16 protein-coding genes are annotated in these 18325 nt (G+C 70.0%); 11 read left to right on the forward strand and 5 right to left on the reverse strand.

The genetic code is table 11. From position 1 onward, the window contains the following. The 3 genes from ACGFR9_RS16930 to egtC all read left to right on the forward strand — a co-directional run. On the forward strand, positions 1 to 818 hold an 818-nt coding region (locus ACGFR9_RS16930), incomplete at its 5' end, for a glutamate-cysteine ligase family protein (RefSeq protein WP_393208594.1). After that, a complete protein-coding gene (gene egtB, locus ACGFR9_RS16935) occupies positions 815 to 2167 on the forward strand; it encodes an ergothioneine biosynthesis protein EgtB (protein WP_393208597.1) in 1353 nt (450 codons plus the stop codon). The genes ACGFR9_RS16930 and egtB, both read left to right, overlap by 4 nt. Then, complete coding sequence (gene egtC / locus ACGFR9_RS16940) at positions 2167 to 2925, forward strand: ergothioneine biosynthesis protein EgtC (RefSeq protein WP_393208600.1); 759 nt, start codon at positions 2167 to 2169, stop codon at positions 2923 to 2925. Before egtB ends, egtC begins: the two co-directional genes overlap by 1 nt. Positions 2926 to 3114: 189 nt before the next feature. Here egtC and ACGFR9_RS16945 read toward each other — a convergent pair whose 3' ends face one another. Continuing rightward, complete coding sequence (locus ACGFR9_RS16945; RefSeq protein ID WP_393208603.1) at positions 3115 to 3726, reverse strand: TetR/AcrR family transcriptional regulator; 612 nt, start codon at positions 3724 to 3726, stop codon at positions 3115 to 3117. 81 nt (positions 3727 to 3807) lie between these two features. Here ACGFR9_RS16945 and ACGFR9_RS16950 point away from each other — a divergent pair, with 81 nt between their 5' ends. Together ACGFR9_RS16950 and ACGFR9_RS16955 are read left to right on the forward strand one after the other, a co-directional pair. Then, positions 3808 to 4581, forward strand: coding sequence for an SDR family oxidoreductase (locus tag ACGFR9_RS16950; RefSeq protein ID WP_393208606.1), 774 nt, complete (start codon positions 3808 to 3810; stop codon positions 4579 to 4581). A 35-nt stretch (positions 4582 to 4616) separates the two neighbouring features. After that, entirely contained in the window at positions 4617 to 4985 is a 369-nt protein-coding gene (locus ACGFR9_RS16955) for a VOC family protein (RefSeq protein ID WP_393208609.1), read from the forward strand. 162 nt (positions 4986 to 5147) lie between these two features. Here the strand turns inward: ACGFR9_RS16955 and ACGFR9_RS16960 are convergent, their stop codons facing one another. Beyond that, positions 5148 to 6749, reverse strand: a complete 1602-nt coding sequence (locus ACGFR9_RS16960; protein ID WP_393208612.1) for a long-chain-fatty-acid--CoA ligase — start codon at positions 6747 to 6749, stop codon at positions 5148 to 5150. A gap of 256 nt (positions 6750 to 7005) precedes the next feature. Here ACGFR9_RS16960 and ACGFR9_RS16965 point away from each other — a divergent pair, with 256 nt between their 5' ends. The 3 genes from ACGFR9_RS16965 to ACGFR9_RS16975 all read left to right on the forward strand — a co-directional run bounded on the left by ACGFR9_RS16965 (position 7006) and on the right by ACGFR9_RS16975 (position 11991). Continuing rightward, the gene (locus ACGFR9_RS16965) at positions 7006 to 8769 is read left to right on the forward strand and encodes a helix-turn-helix domain-containing protein (protein WP_393208615.1); all 1764 of its coding nucleotides are present in this window, start codon (positions 7006 to 7008) and stop codon (positions 8767 to 8769) included. A gap of 226 nt (positions 8770 to 8995) precedes the next feature. Next, positions 8996 to 10357, forward strand: coding sequence for an MFS transporter (locus ACGFR9_RS16970; RefSeq protein ID WP_393208618.1), 1362 nt, complete (start codon positions 8996 to 8998; stop codon positions 10355 to 10357). Continuing rightward, the gene (locus tag ACGFR9_RS16975) at positions 10357 to 11991 is read left to right on the forward strand and encodes a carboxylesterase/lipase family protein (RefSeq protein WP_393208621.1); all 1635 of its coding nucleotides are present in this window, start codon (positions 10357 to 10359) and stop codon (positions 11989 to 11991) included. The genes ACGFR9_RS16970 and ACGFR9_RS16975 overlap by 1 nt, the downstream gene beginning before the upstream one ends. 48 nt (positions 11992 to 12039) lie before the next feature. Here the strand turns inward: ACGFR9_RS16975 and ACGFR9_RS16980 are convergent, their stop codons facing one another. After that, positions 12040 to 12459, reverse strand: coding sequence for a PPOX class F420-dependent oxidoreductase (locus ACGFR9_RS16980; RefSeq protein WP_393208624.1), 420 nt, complete (start codon positions 12457 to 12459; stop codon positions 12040 to 12042). Between the two features lie 325 nt (positions 12460 to 12784). Between ACGFR9_RS16980 and ACGFR9_RS16985 the strand changes: the two genes are divergently transcribed. Further along, positions 12785 to 13483, forward strand: a complete 699-nt coding sequence (locus ACGFR9_RS16985; RefSeq protein WP_393208626.1) for an aspartate/glutamate racemase family protein — start codon at positions 12785 to 12787, stop codon at positions 13481 to 13483. 130 nt (positions 13484 to 13613) lie between these two features. Here the strand turns inward: ACGFR9_RS16985 and ACGFR9_RS16990 are convergent, their stop codons facing one another. Beyond that, positions 13614 to 14213 carry a TetR/AcrR family transcriptional regulator gene (locus ACGFR9_RS16990; RefSeq protein ID WP_393208629.1) on the reverse strand — a complete coding sequence of 200 codons (600 nt, stop codon included), beginning with the start codon at positions 14211 to 14213 and terminating at the stop codon, positions 13614 to 13616. Positions 14214 to 14317: 104 nt separating this feature from the next. Continuing rightward, positions 14318 to 15226 (reverse strand): AraC family transcriptional regulator, encoded by a 909-nt coding sequence (locus ACGFR9_RS16995; protein ID WP_393208632.1) that lies wholly within the window; start codon positions 15224 to 15226, stop codon positions 14318 to 14320. Positions 15227 to 15282: 56 nt separating this feature from the next. Between ACGFR9_RS16995 and ACGFR9_RS17000 the strand changes: the two genes are divergently transcribed. Continuing rightward, complete coding sequence (locus ACGFR9_RS17000) at positions 15283 to 16386, forward strand: acyl-CoA dehydrogenase family protein (RefSeq protein ID WP_393208635.1); 1104 nt, start codon at positions 15283 to 15285, stop codon at positions 16384 to 16386. A 283-nt stretch (positions 16387 to 16669) separates the two neighbouring features. Beyond that, complete coding sequence (locus ACGFR9_RS17005; protein ID WP_393208638.1) at positions 16670 to 18217, forward strand: FAD-dependent monooxygenase; 1548 nt, start codon at positions 16670 to 16672, stop codon at positions 18215 to 18217. The last annotated feature ends 108 nt before the right edge of the window (positions 18218 to 18325 follow it).

Below are 18325 nucleotides of genomic sequence, written 5' to 3' on the forward strand. Positions count from 1 at the left end.
CCGTGCAGGTGTGTGTGGACGCCGGGTACGAGGAGCCGGGCCCGCTCGGCCATGTACGGCGCTGGTGGCTGGCGCACCACCTGGGCGCCGTCCTGCTGGCGTCCTTCGCCAACTCCCCACTGTCCGAGGGGCGGCGCACCGGCTGGTGCTCCACCCGGCAGCTTCGGTGGATGCAGATCGGCGCCGGCCGGGCGGGCGGCCCGGTGCTGGACGCCGACCCGCGTGCCTCCTGGGCCCGGCACGTGCTGGACTCGCCGGTGATGTGCGTCCGCACCGACGACGGCCCCTGGGACGTGCCGGAAGATCTGAGCATGCGGGAATGGATCCGCGAACCGACGCCGAGGCCGCCGACCCGGGACGACTTCGACTATCACGCGACGACCCTGTTCCCGCCGGTGCGTCCGCGCGGTCATCTGGAGCTGCGCATGATCGACGCGCAGCCGGGTGACGACGGCTGGATCGTGCCGCTGGCCGTGGTCGCGGCGCTGTTCGACGATCCGCAGGCCGCGGAGACCGCCTACCGGGCGGTGAAGCCGCTGGCCGAGCGGACGCACGGCCGCCCCGCGCCGCACAATCCCCTGTACGAGGACGCGGCCCGGGTCGGCCTCGCCGACCCGGAACTGCGCGAGGTGGCCGCCGCCTGTTTCACGGCGGCGCTGGACGCCCTGCCCCGCCTCGGCGCGGCGGCCGAGGTCACGGATGCCGTCGCCGTGTTCCTGGAGCGCTACGTCCTCCGGGGCCGCTGCCCGGCCGACGATCTGCTGGACATGCCGGGCGGCGCCGACCGTGGCCCGCACGGGAAGGAGACCCGCTCATGACCGACCACACCGACAACACGGCAACGGAAACCGCCGTCGTGGAGGCCGTGGACACTGAAGTCCTGCGTGAGCGTGCGGTCGCTTCGCTGATCACCGCGCGGGAGCGGACCACGCTGCTGACCGATTGTGTGGAGGGGCCCGATCTGACGGCGCAGCATTCGCCGTTGATGTCTCCGCTGGTGTGGGACCTGGCGCATATCGGGAATCAGGAGGAGCAGTGGCTGTTGCGGGCCGTGGCGGGGCGGGAGGCGATGCGGCCCGAGATCGACTCGTTGTACGACGCCTTCGAGCATCCGCGTGCGCGGCGGCCGAGTCTGCCGTTGCTGCCGCCGCGGGAGGCGCGCCGGTACGCGGCCGATGTGCGGGGGCGGGCGCTGGACGTGCTGGAGGGAGCCGTGTTCGGCGGGACGCGGCTGACCGAGGCGGGTTTCGTCTTCGGGATGATCGCCCAGCACGAGCAGCAGCACGACGAGACCATGCTGATCACCCACCAGCTCCGCAAGGGCCCGCGGGTGCTGAGCGCGCCGGACCCGGAACCGGTGGGGCTGTTCACCGGTCCGGCCGAGGTCCTGGTCCCGGGCGGCCCGTTCACCATGGGCACCTCCACCGAGCCGTGGGCGCTGGACAACGAACGGCCCGCGCACCGGCGCGAGGTGGCCCCGTTCCACATCGACACCACCCCGGTGACCAACGGCGCGTACCAGGCGTTCATCGAGGACGGCGGCTACGACGACCCGCGCTGGTGGACGCCGGACGGCTGGGCCCACGTCCGCCGCAACTCGCTCACCGCTCCGCTGTTCTGGCGCCGGGACGGCCGGCAGTGGCTGCGGCGCCGCTTCGGGGTGACCGAGACGGTGCCCGCGCACGAACCGGTGCTGCACGTGTGCTGGTACGAGGCCGACGCCTACGCCCGCTGGGCCGGGCGGCGGCTGCCGACCGAGACGGAATGGGAGAAGGCCGCCCGCCACGACCCGGCCACCGGCCGCACGATGCGCTACCCCTGGGGCGACGCCGACCCCACCCCCGAACACGCCAACCTCGGCCAGCGCCACCTGCGCCCCGCACCCGCCGGCAGCTACCCCGCCGGTCAGTCACCGCTCGGCGTGCGGCAGCTGATCGGCGACGTATGGGAATGGACCTCCAGCGACTTCACCCCGTACCCCGGCTTCAACGCCTTCCCGTACAAGGAGTACTCGCAGGTGTTCTTCGGCCCCGAGCACAAGGTGCTGCGCGGTGGTTCCTTCGCCGTGGACGCCGTCGCCTGCCGGGGCACCTTCCGCAACTGGGACCTGCCGATCCGCCGGCAGATCTTCTCCGGCTTCCGCACGGCGCGATCGGAGAACGTCTGATGTGCCGTCACATCGCCTACGTGGGACCCGAGGAGACGCTGGGCGCGCTCCTCGTGGCCCCCGCACACAGCCTGTACCGGCAGTCCTGGGCGCCGCGCCACCAGCGCTACGGCACCGTCAACGCGGACGGCTTCGGCGCCGGCTGGTACGCGGACGGCGATCCGGTGCCGGCCCGCTACCGGCGGTCCGGGCCCATCTGGGCGGACCTGTCCTTCACCGACCTCACCCGCGTCGTACGCACCCGGGCACTCCTGGCCGCCGTACGCGACGCCACCCTCTCCGGCGCCGACGCGGAAGCCGCGGCAGCGCCGTTCGCGGCGGACACCTGGCTGTTCAGCCACAACGGCGCCGTACCCGGCTGGCCGGGGTCGCTCACGCCGCTGGTGTCGTCCCTGCCCCCCGCGGACATCCTGTCCCTCGAGGCACGCAACGACTCCGCGTTCGTGTGGGCCCTCGTCCTCGCCCGCCTACGCGCCGGCGACACCGAGGGACAGGCCCTGGCCGACACGGTTGTCGAGGTCGCCGCCGCGGCCCCGGCCGCCCGGCTCAACCTCCTGCTCACCAACGGCGACACCATCACCGCGACCGCCTGGGGCGACACCCTCTGGTACCTCACCCGCACCGGCGGCGGCACCGTCGTGGCCTCCGAACCCTACGACGACGACCCGCACTGGCAGCAGGCCCCCGACCGCACCCTCCTCGCCGCCACCCCCACGGACATCCTGCTGACCCCGCTCAAGGAGCGATCACCACAGTAGTGATCGCCGAGAAGACGTGAGGCGCCCTGTGGTCGTCGGGCCGTCGTAGTCCACACGTCCACAGGTTTCCCGGGCCGCGGCACTCACCTTTGAGGACCGGGCCCGTGGTCGTATCCGAAGGACCGTGCGGCAGGCGAGTCCGGCGCGGAGCCTGCCCGTGGGAGGTCATTGTCCGCGTCAGGGCCACCGTCAACGGGTCGGCTCCACGCTTGATGTGCCGCTGCCGCTTCGATCGTGGGCCGCTGCTTCGTGGCGCAGTCCGTCGTAGAGGATCGTGGCGATGCGCACGGCGTCCTCCTTCCAGCCCTTGGCGCGCATCCCGCAGATGCCGCCGAGGGCGCGCAGGACGACGCGTCCGTTCACGTCACGACGGATGAGACCGGCCGCGACGCCTGCCGAGAGGAGTTCGTCGAGGGCGAGGCCCATCTTCTCGCGTGCGTCGTCGAAGACCGGCGAATCGGTCGCCATGATGCTGTCCAGCGCCTCGCCCATCCCTCGGCCCACCGCCGCGTGCTCCACGAGCAGGAGCAGGAAGGCGCGCAGTGCTTCGTCCGGGGCGTGGTGTGCGAGCAGCCGGTCGGCGGTTGCGCAGAGCTCCGCGACTTCCTGGCGGTACACCTCCGCCACGAGCGCCTCGCGTGTGTCGAAGTGGCGGTAGAGAGTTCCGACGGACACGCCTGCCAGGCGGGCGATCTCCTCCACGTGAACGGCGTCGGCGGCGAGGAACGCCTCGCGCGCGGCGGCCAGGAGCGCGTCGCGGTTACGGCGGGCATCGGCGCGCAACGGACGTGATGACGGCAACAGTCCTCCATAAGGTGAGTCCGACTCCGTTTACGTGTACAGTTTCCGGAGTTGGGTTCACCTTACTGAAGGAGTACGCCCGTGACGATCGACCACGAGGAGTTCGCCGGTCTGCGCGTGCTGGTGACCGGCGGTAGCAGAGGGCTCGGGGAAGCGACGGCTCGCCGGTTCTCCTCGGCCGGTGCCACCGTGCTGACGGCCTCGCGATCCGCACCCCCGGAAGACCTGCCGGCCACGTTCATTCCTGCCGACCTGCGGTCCGAGGAGGGGGTGACGCGGCTCGGCCGCCGAGTGGTGGAAAGCGTCGGAGGCGTCGATGTCCTGGTCAACAACGCGGGCGCCGCGACCGGCCCCATGCCGACCCTGAAGCGGTCGGACGCGTCCTGGTTCGCCGACCTGGAGATGAACCTGCTCTGTGCGGTCCGTCTCGACCGGGCCCTCGTTCCCGGGATGGTCGAGCGCGGGTCCGGCGTCGTGGTGCACGTCTCGTCCATCGCGAGCCACCTCCCCCAGCCCGCGGAGGCGTCCTACGCTGCCTCGAAGGCGGCGTTGAACGCGTACAGCCGCGAGTTGGCGACGTCGGTGGGGGAGCACGGCGTACGCGTGGTGTGTGTTCTGCCGGGGTTCGTCGTCACTGAGGGAGCGGCCGCCCACCTCCAGCAGATGGCCGACAGCCAGGGCATCGGCGTCGCAGACGTCGAGCAGCAGATCGTGGACAGTCTGAAGGTGCCGATGGGACGTCCAGGAGAACCCGAGGACGTCGCCGAGATGATCGCGTTCCTCGCCTCGGTCCGCGCCAAATGGCTCACGGGTGCTGAGTTCCGGGTCGACGGCGGCATCATCCCCGTGGTCTGAACACCATCCCGACACCCGAACGGAGGAGGGACACCATGGCCTTCACCTTGATGTCACTGATCGTGGACGCAGCAGACCTGGAGAGCGAGAGCTCGTTCTGGCACCGGCTGCTCGGCGGGTCGATCACACGAACGGCGACACACCACTTCCTGCGCATCGACGGCTTCCCCGTGATCGTCATCCAGTACGCTCCGGGGCACATACCGCCCCGGTGGCCCGAAGGCGCCGCCCAGCAGATGCACTTCGACCTCGCCGCGGACGATGCCGCGACCGCCGACGAGAGGGTGCTCGCTGCCGGTGGGCGACGGCTGCGACCGACCGACGACGTCGCCGATTCCCGTCAGCCGGCCTCACGGGTGTATGCCAGCCCGGCAGGACACCCCTTCTGTCTGCGGTTCGCCTGACCCGGCGACCGAGCGGTGTCGAAGCCGGCCGGTCGTCGAACCGTGCGGTACCCGCGGCAGCGGTCCGGAAGACGTCGTGGGGGCGTTCCACCGCGAACCGGGGCCCGCGAAACCCATGGTGCGGTGAGCACACCGACGGTCCTTCAGACGAGGGTGCTGCGGTCATCGCGACCGCAGCGACCGCCGCAATGCCTCCTTGGACGGTTTGCCCGTTCCGGTGAGCGGGAGAGCTTCGAGGACGACGAACTCGTCCGGCACCCACCACGAAGCGACCTGGTGAGAGGCGTGTTCACGAAGCTGATCCGTGGTCAGGACCGACCCCGCGCGCAGGACGACGAACGCGACCGGGCGTTCCCCCCAACGCGGGTCCTCGCGTGCGACGACGGCGACCTGTGCCACGTCCGGGTGGGTGGCGATGGCTGCCTCCAGTTCGACTGAGGAGATCCACTCACCACCGGACTTGACGAGGTCCTTCAGCCGGTCGACGAGTCGCAGGTAGCCGTCGTCGTCGACGGTGGCGAGGTCGCCGGTGCGCAGCCAGTTGTCCTCGGTGAAGTTGTCGACTCCCTCACCACCGAAGTAGCCCCTGGCGACCCAGGGGCCGGCGACCTGGAGTTCGCCGACGGACGCTCCGTCGTGGGGCACGTTCTTGCCGGACTCGACGTCGGCGAGGCGCACGCTCACCAGGGGGATCGGGCGGCCCTGCGCGGCCCGGACGGCGTCGCGCGCGTCGGCGTCCAGTCCCTGATGCCGGCTGCTCAGGCCTCCGATGACACCGACGGGGCTGACCTCCGTCATCCCCCAGGAATGTGTGAGCGGAACCCCGACCGTGTCCTCGTATGCCCTGGACAGTTCCGGCGTCACCACCGACCCACCGCCGAGGAGCAGCCGCAGTGATCGAAGGTCCCGGCCCGCGAGCCCCGGGAGGAGGTCGGTCCAGACGGTCGGCACGGCGGCCGCCAGCGTGACCCGGTGGCGCTCCATCAGGTCGGCCAGATGGTCCCGGTCGGCCGACGGGCCGGGCAGGACCAGGTCTGCTCCGGCCATCAGCGCGCCGTACGGGAGGCCCCAGGCGTTCGCGTGGAACATCGGGACGATCGGCAGGACCACATCCCGTTCGCTGATGCCGATCAGACCGGCCGCCATGGTCCCGAGGCAGTGCAGCACGGTCGATCGATGGCTGTACAGGACACCTTTGGGGCGTCCGGTCGTCCCGGACGTATAGCACAGGCCCGCCGCCAGGTTCTCGTCCGTGTCGCCGAACGTCGCCTCGAACGAGCCCCCTTGCGGCTCGGCAGCGCTCACCAGCTCGTCGTAGTCGATGAACCGGGGGTCTGGTGGCAACGCGGAGTCGGTGCCGTCGGGGAAGACCACCCAGTGCCGTACACCGGGCAGCCGGTCGAGGCACTCGAGGACCAGTGGCAGATGTCGCCGGTCGAGGAAGACGACGTCGTCACCGGCGTGTTCGACGATGTAGGTGAGGTGGTCCGCCGAGAGCCGGATGTTGAGCGTATGGAGGACCCGCTTGCTGATCGGAGCCGCGACGTAGACCTCCAGGTGCCGGGGATGGTTCGCCGCCAGGGTCGCCACCCTCGCGCCGGGCGGAACGTCCAGCACGGCGAGGGCGGAGACCAGGCGGCGTACCCGGTTCGCCCACGTGCGGTAGACGGTTTCCCCTCCCTCCGCGCCGATGACGCGCTTGTGCGCGAACAGCGTCTCCGCGCGCTCGAAGAGGTGTGCGATCGTCAGCGGGTGAGGCTGCATGAGCCCGTCCATGAGCGGTTCTCCCCCCATCCGGGTCCGGGTGACGTGTCGTGCGGGCCCGGGCGCCGTGGCGGGCGTCCGGCCCGGTGCCGACGACGTGGTCGGGATCACCGTAGAAGTCGGGCCGGTCTCCCAGGGAGATGAACAGCGACCACACCTCCGGCCCTCACGGTGGATGAATGATCTACTGCTCCGCACGACGACGACCGGCCCCGGCCTCGGCCCGGAGGCCTCACCCGAGGGATGACGCAGGCACATGAACGAGCGCGCAGACGCCGACATCCGCCCGGACCGGGAGCGCGAACTGGCTTCGCTGTACGCGACGGCGCGGTCCCTGACCGCCCTGGGCGATGTCGACGACGTGTTGGATTCCATCGTCCGGTACGCGCACGACCTGATCGGCACCGACTTCACCTACCTCTCCTTGCTCGGCGACGACGGCGTACTGAGAATCACGGCCAGCGAGGGCACCGTCTCGGCAGCGTTCCGGTCGGCGCACATTCCTCCGGACACCGGACTCGGCGGCAAGGTGATCGAGTCGTGTGCCGCACACTGGGTCGGCGACTACCTGGCCGCGGGAGAGTTGCGGCACGACCCCGGTTTCGACGCCCTGGTCGGCAACGAGGGTCTGGTCGCGCTGCTCGGAGTGCCCCTCCTCGTGAGGAACCGCGTGATCGGCGCCCTCTTCGCCGCCCACCGCACCACTCGTGCCTTCCGTACCGGTGAGATCGCCCTTCTCAGCGCGTTCGCCGACCACGCGGCGGTCGCTCTGGACAACGCGCGGCTGTACGAGGCGAGCCGGAGCGCGCTCGCCGAACTGCGAGCGGCCTACCGGACCATCGAGGAGCAGGTGATCGTGATGGAACGGGCCCAGGGCGTGCACGAGGCGTTGACGGGACTCGTGCTCGCCGGTGGCGAGCCCCAGGTGGTGGCCCGCCAGCTCGCAGAGCAGATGGGAGGCTCCATCGTCGTCCTCGACCGCGGCGGCGATCTCCTGGCCCGCGGCGGTACCGGCGGACCTCGCGAGGAGGAGCCCGGAGGTGAGGCGCTCGCCGAGGTGATCGGGCTCGCGCGCAGCACGGGTCGCGCGGTCACGACAACCGGTGCGGACGGCCTGTGGCACAGTGCGGCGACCATCCGGGCCGGGGACAGCCTCCTGGGCACAGTGGTGTGGAGCCAGCGCCAGGAGCCGTCCGCGTTCGATGTGCGCAGCCTCGAACTCGCCACGCACGTCGTCGGACTGCTGATCCTCAAGGACGATGCCGCCGCCGACGCGGCCGAGCGACTCAGCGGCGAACTCCTCACCGAGCTGATCGTCGCCAGCCCCAGTGTGAGCGTGACGCAACGGAGGCGGGCACGCTCGCGCGGTATCGACCTGGACGCCCTGAACGTGGTGGCCACCGCAGAGGCCGACGGCGTCCCCGCCGGCGATCTCGTCCGTCACCTGCACGCGCTCGCCCGGCAGGAGGCGGGACTGGCGGGGGAGCACCTCGGCCGAGCGACGCTGATCGCTCCCGCAGCGGACGCGGAACTGTTCACCCGCTCCCTCCACCAGCGGCTCCGCGCGGAGCTCGGCCGTCCCGTCCTGGTCCTGTGCGAACGCGTCACCGGTCACGACTGGGGGCGGGCGTTCTCGCGCGCCGCGGGTTGCGCCAAGATGGTCCGGCACATCGGAGCGACGGACCTCGGAGCCACGACGGACCGGTTCGCCCTCTACGCGCTCGCCTTCGACGTCGATCGCGGACACGAACTCGACCGCTTCGTGGCCGATGCGATCGGTCCCCTCCTCGACTACGACGTCAAGCGGTCGACCGATCTCATAGCCACGCTGGACACCTACTTCACCAACGACGGCAACCTGCGCCGTACCGCGGACGCCCTTCAGGTCCATCTGAACACCCTGCTCAAACGACTCGACCGGGTCACGAGTGTCCTCGGCCACGACTGGCGGGCCACTGACGACCTCCAACTGCGACTGGCGATCCGGCTGGAGAGGCTCAGGCGCGCCGTGAGCCTCTGACACGAGCCACGCCACCGCATCCATGGTGGTTCTTCTTCCCACCCGGACGTCGGCAACTATGGAGGATTCTGACCTCATGACACCTCTCGCCGCTCCCTACAGTGACGGCGACCACATCGGGCAGTGCGGAGACGCGCCTGACTGAGGGAGAGTGCGTGAGCGTCGTATCAGTGATCCGCGCGGAGACGGAACGCGGTGTCCGGGACCTGCCCTCCGGAGGCCCGTCGTGACTCAGCAGAGCCGCATGGAGGACGAGACCGACCGCGTGCACGCGGTCGCCAGCCGCAAGGCCGCGTTCCGCCTCCTGCCGATCCTGTGCCTGGTCTACTTCATGGCATTCGTGGACCGCACCAACGTCGGCCTGGCGAAGACCTCGCTCGACGCCGACGTCGGCATCAGCGCCGCGGCCTACGGCACCGGTGCGGGCGTCTTCTTCCTCAGCTACGCGGTCCTCGAAGTACCGAGCAACCTCGTCATGCACCGTGTCGGACCGCGACGGTGGATCACCCGCATCGCCGTGACCTGGGGGGCTCTCTGCGCCTGCATGATGTTCGTGCAGGGCGAGTTGTCCTTCTATCTCGTCCGCCTCCTCCTCGGAGCGGCCGAGGCCGGCTTGTATCCGGCGCTCATGTACATCGTCACCATCTGGTTCTCGCAGCGGCAGCGGGTGACGGTGGTCGGGACCCTCTACCTGGCCGTGTGCGCCGGCCTCGCCCTCGGCGGTCCGCTCGGCGGCGGGCTCATGGAACTGCACGGCGCAGCCGGTCTGTTCGGCTGGCAATGGATGTTCCTGATCGAGGGCGCGATCACGATCCTGGTGGGCGGCGTCGTGTGGCGCTGGGTACCTGACCGCCCGTCCGAAGCCCCCTGGCTCTCGGCACGGGAGGCCGCGGTGCTCGACGAGCGGGCCGTCGTGCGCACGGCTCCGGCACACGCCACCCTGAAGGGCAACGCCAAGGTGGCGTTCGGCCGCCCGTTCATCCTCGCGCTCTCGGTGATCTACTTCGCCAACCAGATCAACAGCGTGTCGATCCAGTACAACTTCCCGTCGATCGTCGAAAGTCTCGGTGTCGAAGGGTCCTTCACCATCGGTCTGGTGAGCGGGAGCGTGGGTATCGGCGCGCTCGTCGGAGTGCTCGCCATCCCATGGCTCCACCGCCGGGCGGCGGGTGAGCTCCACGTTCTCTCAGGCGTCACCGTCGCCACAGCGGTGGTCGCGGGCGTCTACACGCTCGCGGACGGGGCCGTCGCCCGCATCCTGTTGATCGACGTCGCGATGATGCTGCTCATCGGGGTGCTCCCGCTGTACTGGTCGGTCGCGATGGCGCGGATGTCCGGGTTGATGGCCGCGGCGGGGCTCGCGTTCATCAACACGGTAGGGCTGCTGGGCGGGTTCGCGGGACCCTACCTGTACGGCTTTGCCGAGGGCCGGGGCAGCGAGGCGGGCGGACACGCGGTGCTGGTCGGCGGAGCGGTCCTCGGCGTACTGCTTCTTCCGCTCCTGCGGCGCACGGTGCGCGCCGAGGACCACAGGTCGGCCGCCGGTACTCACGTGGAACCCGGCGTCGAGGCGGAACGGAGGCAGTGATGGTGATCGGACGCATCGGCGCCGCGCTTCTCGGGATGGTGCTGGCGGCCGCACCGATGGGCGTGGCGTCGGCGGACGGGCCCCACCGGGCGACGGTGGTACGTCACACCGACCTCGGCAGCGTCAAGGGGCTCGACCAGAGCCGGTCGACGGGAACCCATTCCTGGCTGGGCATCCCCTACGCGGAACCCCCCGTCGGGTCGCTGCGCTGGCGGGCCCCGGTGACACACCGGCCGTGGGCCGGCGCCAGGGACGCCACCGAGTTCGGAGACGGCTGCGCCCAGCAGGGCAGGCTCTTCAGTCCGGCGCCGAGCGGGCCGCACTACGGGCTGGACGTCCGGGACGGCCTCGGCGAGCCGGTCGGCGCGGAGGACTGTCTCACCCTCAACGTGTTCCGCCCCTCCACCAGGAAGCAGGACCTGCCGGTCATCGTGTTCGTCCACGGTGGGAGCAACGTGGTCGGCTACTCGGCGGACCCGATGTACGACGGACGCGCTCTGGCACGCAGGGCCGACGCCGTCGTGGTCACCATCAACTACCGTCTCGGGGTGTTCGGTTGGCTCGGGCTGCCCGAACTCAGGACGGGCGATCCGTACGGTGACTCGGGCAACTTCGGGACGCTGGACCAGATCGAGGCGCTCCGCTTCGTCGAGCGCAACGCGTCCGTCTTCGGCGGCGACGCGTCGAACGTGACGGTGATGGGGGAGTCCGCCGGTGCCGTGGACGTCTGGGCACTGATGATGTCGCCCCTGAGCAAGGGCTTGATGGACAAGGCCGTCCCGCTCAGCGGTGGCCTCAAGTTCGCCGCCCCCGAACAGGCCCGCACCTATGCCGAATCCTTCCTGGACGAGGCCGTCGGCGCGGGCGGAGACCGGTCCGATGCCGTGCGCCGTCTGCGGGAGATGCCCGCAGACGATGTCATCCGGGCGCAGATACGCCGTGGCGCCGTCGTCGGCGATCCGCCGGCGGTGCTTGCGGACGGTGCCGTTCTGCCCGCGGACTACCACGCCGCCATCGAGACGGGCCGGTTCCGCGACATACCGGTCCTGGCCGGCAACACCCTCGAGGAGGGCAAGCTCTTCGGGTCCCTCATCGGCGCCTACCGCCCGACCGACTACGAACGCTTCACCCACCAGTACTACTTCGATCCGGACAAGCCGTCCGCATTCACGGTCCGCGACTTCATCACCGACCGCTACCTGCCGGCCGACGGCCCCGGCGGGTGGAACGAGGCGGCCGGGCAGCTGACCGACACCGTCTTCACCGGAATCGTCCACGACTCGATGGACTCCATGAGGGAGGCGGGGAACAAGCACCTGTACTACTACCAGTTCGCCTGGAACCAGGAACCGGCCCCGTTCGACACGGTCTACGGGGCGGCACACGCCATGGACCTGCCGTTCGTCTTCGGCACCTTCGACGAGGGACTGTTCACCTTCGCCTTCAGCAGCCGCAACCAGCCCGGCCGCCTGCGGTTGTCGAAGCTGATGACGGACAGCATCCGCGCGTTCGTACGCACCGGCAGTCCGCAGCATCATGGCCTCGGCGCACACTGGGGACAGTGGCCGCGCAGCGTGGTTTTCGATGCCGGGGACCGGAGTGCGACCGCGCGGCCCGGATCAGCCGACGGCTAGCACGGCCCGGTCTCGGCGCCGCACCACGTCTGGACCCGGCTCACGGGGTCAGGTGAAGGCCGGACCGTCGTTCGCCACGCTCCAACTGTGCCAGCGCTCGACGTCCATCCACGCGCTGACGCGTGGGCGGACCCGGTCGGGGTAGGGCGCACCCGTGATGTGCAGGGCCAGGCGGTCGATGTCCCGCAGGCCTTCGTCCTGGTACATCTCGGTGACCCGGCCGATGAGTGTGACGTGCGTGTACCAGTTGTCGCCATCGAAGACGGTGAGGGTCGCGCGGGGGTCCCGGCGCAGGTGTTTCAGGCGTACGCGGCTCTCGTCGAGGCTGATGAGGACGCGGCAGTCCTCCCACAGATACCCGGTGGCGGTGGAGACGGGAGTGCCGTCCGGGCGCAGGGTGGCCATGACGGCGGGGTTCGCGCGGCGCAGCATTTCCTGAGCCTCTGGCGGCAGCGGTGGCTTGGGCATACGGCTATCTCCTCCGGTGGGCTCTCGGAGCCGGCGGGATCGTCCTCTGGTCCCCTCGGAACAAGGAACCTGACACGCGGTCCGACGCAGCCGGCCCAAGACCAAACGTTCTGTCTCGCACCATGGTCAAGCCCTCGCGCCCTCCGTGTCAATACCGAACGTTCTACCTTGGGGATGTGGGAGCTCAAGAACGGCCGGACCCGGGCCGTTCAGTGGGGACACCTGACGCCGGCATCGGAACGGGGACCTTCGCCGGTCACGTACGACGCGCTGTTGCCCCGACCCTCGGCTCCGCGACCAGCGGAGGGCATGCGAAAGTGGGCGGATGAAGACCATTGGGTTGATCGGCGGCATGAGCTGGGAATCGACGGCCGAGTACTACCGGCTGCTCAACGAAGGGGTCCGGGAGCGGCTGGGGGGTCTCCACTCGGCCAAGTGTGTCCTGTACTCGGTCGACTTCGCCGAGATCGAGCGGCTGCAGGTGGCCGGACGGTGGGACGACGCCGGCGAGGTGCTCGCCGACGCGGCCCGGTCCTTGCAGGCCGCCGGCGCGGACCTGTTGTTGCTGTGCACCAACACCATGCACAAGGTCGCGGAGCACGTGGTGGCGGCGGTCGACATACCGCTGTTGCACCTGGCCGACGCGACAGCGGCCGCGGTGCGGAGCGCGGGTCTGCGGCGAGTGGGGCTCCTGGGGACCGCGTTCACCATGGAACAGGACTTCTACCGCGACCGCGTGGCCGGGCATGGTCTCGAGGTGTTCGTGCCCGACGCGGACGACCGTGCTGTCGTCCATCGGGTGATCTACGAAGAGCTCTGTCTGGGTGTCATCCGGGAGGAGTCCCGAGAGGCGTACGGTGAGGTGATCAAAAGACTGGTCGCCTCCGGCGCGCAAGGCATCATCCTCGGCTGTACCGAGATCGAGCTCCTGATCAGCCCCGAGCACAGCCCTGTCCCGGTTTTCGCCACCTCCCGGCTGCACGCCGAGGCCGCCGTGGCCGCGGCACTCGAATCCGGGCGGTAGCGCAGACGGTGTGCCGCCGCGCCTCCCGGTGCCCGGGCGGGCGGCGGACGGCGGCTCCCTCTTCGCTGTGCCGAAGGGGCCCGTGGAGGCTCCCGCCCAGGAACCGTGCCTGAAGCCCCGTGACGAGCGGCTACTTCTGCGAGGTGTGGGCGGCGCAGGCCTCGAGGATTCCCTCGACGCCGTCGAGGAAGGTCTCGGAGATCAGTTCGGGGTCGAAGAGGCAGCCGGCCGCCATGGCGCCGTCGCGGAGCATGACGAAGTGCCGGCCTGCGGCGTCGGCGGTCTCCTCGCCAGTTTGTGCCAGCAAGGCTGTGACGGTGTTCAGGAACCATTGCCGGTGCGCCAGGACTGCCTGGTGGATCGGGTGGGCGGGGTCGAAGTATTCGGCGGCGGCGTTGAGGAAGGCGCATCCGCGGAATCCGTCGGACCGGATACCTTCGGTGATGGACTTGGCGACAGCGCGGACCTGCTCGGGTGCCGACTGGGCGCCGGCCGTCGCAGCGGTGACCCGCGCGCGGATTGCCTGGTCGGCCTGGTCGAGGTAGGCGAGGACGAGTTCTTCCTTGCCGGTGAAATGGCGGTACAGCGTGGCCCGGGTCACCTGTGCCTCGGCGACGATGCGGTCGATGCCGACGGAATGGATCCCCTCTGTGTAGAAGATCCGGGTTGCCGTGCCGAGGAGGCGTGCTCGTGCCTCGGAGGTGCTGGCGCTTACTGTACTCCGACTCATACCACCCCACCCTACCAAACAGTAGAACGTTCGGTCTTGACAGCTACCTGGGCATCTTCATCCCTGGCGAAGGATGCCGAACGTTCTCCTTCTCGCCGGGGGCGTCAGTCGGCGACGGGAGGGATCAAGGCTGCCGTGCTTCGGCGGAAACGGCCGGGTGAGACGCCGTACTCACGAGTGAACGCCCCGGAGAAGGCGAACTCCGTCGCGTACCCGACCTCGCGCGCGATCGTGGCAAGTGTCGCGTCCGTCTCCCGGAGCGCGCGAGCCCCGAGGCTCAGCCGCCAGCTGGTGAGGTAGGACATCGGCGGCCGGCCCACTCCTTCGGTGAAGCGTCGCGTGAACACGGTGCGGGGCAGCCCGACCACATCACTCAGCCTGGTCACCGTCCACCTCTGCTGCGGGTACTTGTGGATCTCCCGCAGGGCGGCGGCGATCTCGGGATCGTCGGTTCGTGGCCATTCGGCAGAGCCCTGCTGCTCGTGCCACTGACGGAGAACGTGGATCAGGATGAGGTCGAGCAACGCGGGAAGGGCCGCCGCGGCGCCCAGGTCCGCCCCGGACGTATCCGCGCTGAGAAGGTCGATCAGTGCACGCGTCTGCGGAGAGCGGCCGTAGTCCGGCGACAGCGTGATCAGGTCGGGCAGGGCGCGGAAGTACTGCGGGGTGCGGCCCTGCCGGAACTGGTAAACACCGCACAGGAACTCGAAGTCGAACGGCCCCGGCCTCGGCGCAGCGGGGCGCACCGCCATCGACGGCAGGTCGTGCAGTGCACAGGGGACGCGGCTCAGGCCATGGGGGGCACCGGAGGTGACGAGCACGACATCGCCCGGTTCCAGGCCGACAGGGTCCTGGTCCTTTGAGAGGAGCCAGCAGGTGCCACGCAGCACGACATGGAAGCCGGTGCCCTCGAACGCGGAGAATCGAATGCCCTGGGAGTCGTACTGCCTGATCACGCGGCTCCCGGGGGTACCGACCCGAGCGGCGCGGACTACCTCGCTGACTAGGTCCACTCAACGATTTTAGCGACGCCGCAGTTCAGGCTCGTATAAAGGCGTGCCGCTCGCGTATGGTCCGGCGCGACAGCCGTTGGTTGTATCTGAACATGATCGATTACACCCTCGAACACACGACGAGCGACATTCTGACCAGCCAGGCGGAGAAGGCGGAAGCTGCCGACCGGCCTGCCCCGGAGAGCCTGGAGGCCCTGCGCCGAGACGGGATCTTCGCCCTGAGGACGCCCCGGGAGTATGGCGGTACCTGGGCGGACGTGGAGAGCATGGCCCGGCGCTTCACGGAGCTGGGCCGGGCTTGCCCGTCCATGGCCTGGATCGCCGGGACGTGCGTGACCGCGAAGGACATGGCGGCGAGGAGTTTCCCGGATGCGGCGGCGCGCGAGGCGATCTTCGCCGACCCGGATGCGCTCTTCTGCGGTTCGGGTGTTCCCGGAGGTCCGGGCAGGCGAGTGTCCGAAGGCGTGCGCGTGAGCGGCCGGTGGCCGAATGTCTCGGGGTGTGAGGACGCGGCTTGGGCCGGCCTCGCCCTCACGGTGGAGGGCACACCCGCGTTCGCGGTCATACCGGTGAGCGATCTGACGGTGGAGCGGACCTGGAACATGGCCGGCATGCGCGCCACGGGCAGTCACAGCCTCATCGCCGAGGACGTACTGGTGCCCACCGCGTTCGTCACGCCGGCGCCCGCCTTCGCCGTGACGGATGTCCTGCTGTACGCCATTACGGCGCTGGGTGCGGTGGTGGGGGCCGCCAAGGGCGCACTCGACGCGACCGGGGCGATGTTCGCGTCGGACAGGAAACCGTTCATGACCGCCTACTCCCGCATGGGCGAGTCATCGGGGGCCCGGCAGTGGCTGGCGGAGGCCACCCACCTGGTGAATCGCGCCGAGAGGACCATGCTCGCGGTCGCGAGGGCCGCCGACACGGCCGACCTCTCCCCAGCCGAGAAGCCGCGGCTGCAGATGGACCTGGCGGACGCCGGTCACGACTGCAGGGCCGCGGTCGAGCGCATGCTCGACGTGCACGGCGCGAGCGGCTTCAACATGTCCAACGTCCTGCAACGGCACTGGCGGGATCTCTCCGTCGCCAGCCGTCATCCTCACCTCAATCCGTACCTTGCCGTCGAGTCCTTCGGCGCGACGCTGGTCGAGCGCCTCTGAGCGGCGAGGGGACGAGCGGCTCCGAGGGACACGGCGACGGGGCCGCTGTTTGGGACGTCGTCATCGGGGAGATTCGGAGCCGTGATCACAGGGCGGGACAAAAGGACTGGACGCAGTGATGTCCGGGCTTGTAGCTTGCGCACGACCGTGACACCACCCGAGGAGGTGAGACCCATGAACGCTGTATCGATGTGGGTGCTCCCCCTTCCCGTCATGGCCGGCGGCTGACGTAGGTGTCGCCGGGAGTGCCTCCCCAACAAGGCACTCCCGAAAGGCAACAGCCATGGACCCCTCGAAGTGCACCGCCGAACCGTCGTCGAACCCTGCGCGCGAGCGCGACGGCGCCATGGGCGGCGACGCCCTCCCACTCCGGTCGTCGGCCTCCGGCGCCGAACGCGTGCCCCCCATGTTCGACGTGATCATCGCCGGATGCGGACCGACCGGCGCGACACTGGCCGCCGAACTGCGGCTGCACGAGGTGCGGGTACTCGTACTGGAGAAGGCGACCGAGCCCGCGTCGTACGTCCGCATCGTCGGTCTGCACATCCGCAGCCTCGAGCTGATGGCCATGCGCGGACTCCTCGACCGCCTGCGCGAACACGGCCGGCAGCGGCCGGCCGGCGGATTCTTCGCCGGCATCGGCAAACCCGCGCCCACGGACCTCGATTCCGCGCACGCCTATCTGCTGGGCATGCCGCAGCCGGTCGTCGTCCGCCTGCTCGAAGAGCACGCGACCCGACTGGGCGCCGAGGTCCGGCACGGTGCCGCGGTGGCCGATCTCGAGCAGGACAGCGAAGGTGTGACCGTCGCACTGGCCGACGGCGAGCACCTGCGTGCGCGGTATCTCGTCGGGTGTGACGGCGCGCGCAGCACGGTGCGCAAACTCCTCGGCGTCGGCTTCCCCGGCGAGCCCTCGCGGGCCGACACGCTGATGGGCGAGATGGAAGTGGGCGTACCGTGGGACGAGATCGCCGCCAAGGTGACCGAAATCGGCCGGATCGAGAGGCGGTTCCGGCTCACGCCCGCCGGCGCACGGACGTACAGCGTCGTGGTCCCCGCCGCAGCGGTCGGCGATCGCGCGGAACCGCCCACCCTCGCGGACTTCAGGCAAGAACTGCGCACCGTCGCCGGAACCGACTTCGGCGTGCACTCGCCGCGCTGGCTGTCCCGCTTCGGCGACGCCACCCGGCTGGCCGAACGCTACCGGGTCGGACGCGTGCTGCTGGCCGGCGACGCGGCACACATCCATCCGCCCACCGGAGGACAGGGCCTCAACCTGGGAGTCCAGGACGCGTTCAACCTCGGCTGGAAACTGGCCGCCCAAGTCCGTGGCTGGGCACCGGAGTTCCTGCTGGACACCTATCAGACCGAACGGCATCCGGTCGCCGCCGACGTGCTCGACAACACCCGTGCCCAGATGGAACTGCACTCCACCGAACCGGGCCCGCGGGCCGTACGCCGGCTGCTCACCGAACTGATGGACTTCGACGAGGTCAACCGCCGTCTCATCGAGAAGATCACGGCGATCGACATCCGCTACGACGTCGGCGAAGGCCCCGACCTGCTCGGCCGCCGCCTGCCCGACCTCGACATCGCGCACGGCCGCCTCTACGACCTGCTGCGTCACGGCCGCGGACTGCTTCTCGACCGCACCGGACGCCTGACCGCGGGCGGCTGGTCGGACCGGGTCGACCACCTCGCCGATCCCACGGCGGCACTGGACGTTCCCTGCCTCCTGCTGCGCCCCGACGGCCATGTCGCCTGGATCGGCGACGAACAGCGGGATCTGGACGACCACCTCTACCGCTGGTTCGGCAGGCCCGCCGACTGACCGAAAGACATGTGAGGAGTGCACAGGGCCCATTGACCGCACGGGGCCGTCGCGGTTGCATGCTCCTCGTCCTCCGGCGGGGAACCGGGGGAGACCGTGTCCTTTATG

This window comes from Streptomyces sp. NPDC048584 (assembly GCF_043199595.1).
Classification (GTDB): domain Bacteria; phylum Actinomycetota; class Actinomycetes; order Streptomycetales; family Streptomycetaceae; genus Streptomyces; species Streptomyces edwardsiae.

Coding starts and splice junctions, on each gene's coding strand:
- ACGFR9_RS16975 (WP_393208621.1), top strand. CDS start 10,357: ATGGTGATCGGACGCATCGGCGCCGCGCTTCTCGGGATGGTGCTGGCG.
- ACGFR9_RS16965 (WP_393208615.1), top strand. CDS start 7,006: ATGAACGAGCGCGCAGACGCCGACATCCGCCCGGACCGGGAGCGCGAA.
- egtC (WP_393208600.1), top strand. CDS start 2,167: ATGTGCCGTCACATCGCCTACGTGGGACCCGAGGAGACGCTGGGCGCG.
- ACGFR9_RS17005 (WP_393208638.1), top strand. CDS start 16,670: ATGGACCCCTCGAAGTGCACCGCCGAACCGTCGTCGAACCCTGCGCGC.
- ACGFR9_RS16985 (WP_393208626.1), top strand. CDS start 12,785: ATGAAGACCATTGGGTTGATCGGCGGCATGAGCTGGGAATCGACGGCC.
- egtB (WP_393208597.1), top strand. CDS start 815: ATGACCGACCACACCGACAACACGGCAACGGAAACCGCCGTCGTGGAG.
- ACGFR9_RS16980 (WP_393208624.1), bottom strand. CDS start 12,459: ATGCCCAAGCCACCGCTGCCGCCAGAGGCTCAGGAAATGCTGCGCCGC.
- ACGFR9_RS16960 (WP_393208612.1), bottom strand. CDS start 6,749: ATGCAGCCTCACCCGCTGACGATCGCACACCTCTTCGAGCGCGCGGAG.
- ACGFR9_RS17000 (WP_393208635.1), top strand. CDS start 15,283: ATGGTCCGGCGCGACAGCCGTTGGTTGTATCTGAACATGATCGATTAC.
- ACGFR9_RS16955 (WP_393208609.1), top strand. CDS start 4,617: ATGGCCTTCACCTTGATGTCACTGATCGTGGACGCAGCAGACCTGGAG.
- ACGFR9_RS16990 (WP_393208629.1), bottom strand. CDS start 14,213: ATGAGTCGGAGTACAGTAAGCGCCAGCACCTCCGAGGCACGAGCACGC.